The organism is Micromonospora arida (assembly GCF_003857035.1).
Lineage (GTDB): Bacteria > Actinomycetota > Actinomycetes > Mycobacteriales > Micromonosporaceae > Micromonospora > Micromonospora arida.
Genome location: NZ_QGSY01000268.1, coordinates 1 through 862, shown reverse-complemented (window position 1 = coordinate 862; position 862 = coordinate 1). Strand labels below are relative to the sequence as shown.

The 862-nt window shown below is 76.5% G+C and carries 1 protein-coding gene; it reads left to right on the top strand.

Annotated elements, in window-relative coordinates; genetic code table 11:
- Nucleotides 1-78: 78 nt before the first annotated feature.
- Nucleotides 79-862, top strand: a 784-nt coding sequence (locus tag DLJ58_RS26480) for a hypothetical protein (RefSeq protein WP_124860293.1), incomplete at its 3' end; no start/stop codon positions are given.

Below are 862 nucleotides of genomic sequence, written 5' to 3'. Positions count from 1 at the left end.
ACAGGGCAGTTGGGGGCAGGCCGGGCGACCGGAGCGGCAGCCGAGACAGGGCCGGTCGTGACCACGTACCCTTTCGGCATGTCCACCCCCGCAACGGGCGCGGCCACACTCGCGCCACGCCGGTCCAGCCGGTTCGTTGCCTGGGTGCGCGCGTGGCGCGCCGGGTTGGTGCCCTACGACGAGGTCGCCGACGCCATCGCCGGCGACGAGGAACACCTCGTTGCGGACGCCCCGGGCACCTGGACCGACGTTCCGCTGGGCGCCGCGCTGCCCACCCTGGCCAAGCTCTCCCCGGACGAGATCCGCCTTGTGCTGCCCGCGCCGGGCGACCCGAGGGGTTTGCCCGGACCCGGCGACTTCGCCGGTGCGGCGCTGGTCACGGGCGAGGCGGTGGTCGCCGGCGGGCTCGGGCTGATCCCCCAGGTGCGGCTGCACACCTCCGGCTCGGGAGACTGTTTCGAGACGGTGCTCTGGCGGGTCTACCCGCTGCCGGCCAACGCCCCCGCCGCGTCACTCTCGTTGCCTGGTGCCGCCGAGGCGGAGGCCGAGTTGGCCGCCGCGCTGGCCGAGACGACCGCCGTGCTGACCCGCCTCGACGTGGCCCAGTGGCGGCCCGAGCTGGCCGGTGCGCTGGCCGCGCTCCGCCGCCCGGACGGCACCACCGATCTCCCACCGGGCTTCGACCCGCGGGCCCGCCGGCTCTTCGCCCGGGCCGCGGTGCTCGACCGGGTGCTGGCGTTGGCCGGGCACGCCGCCCCGGGCGGTGCGATCAACAACTACGAGGCGCAGCAACGGGACGCGGCGCTTCGCCCCCTGACCGCTGCCTGCCGGCAGGCGCTGGTGGCCGCCTGCAACGCCCCCC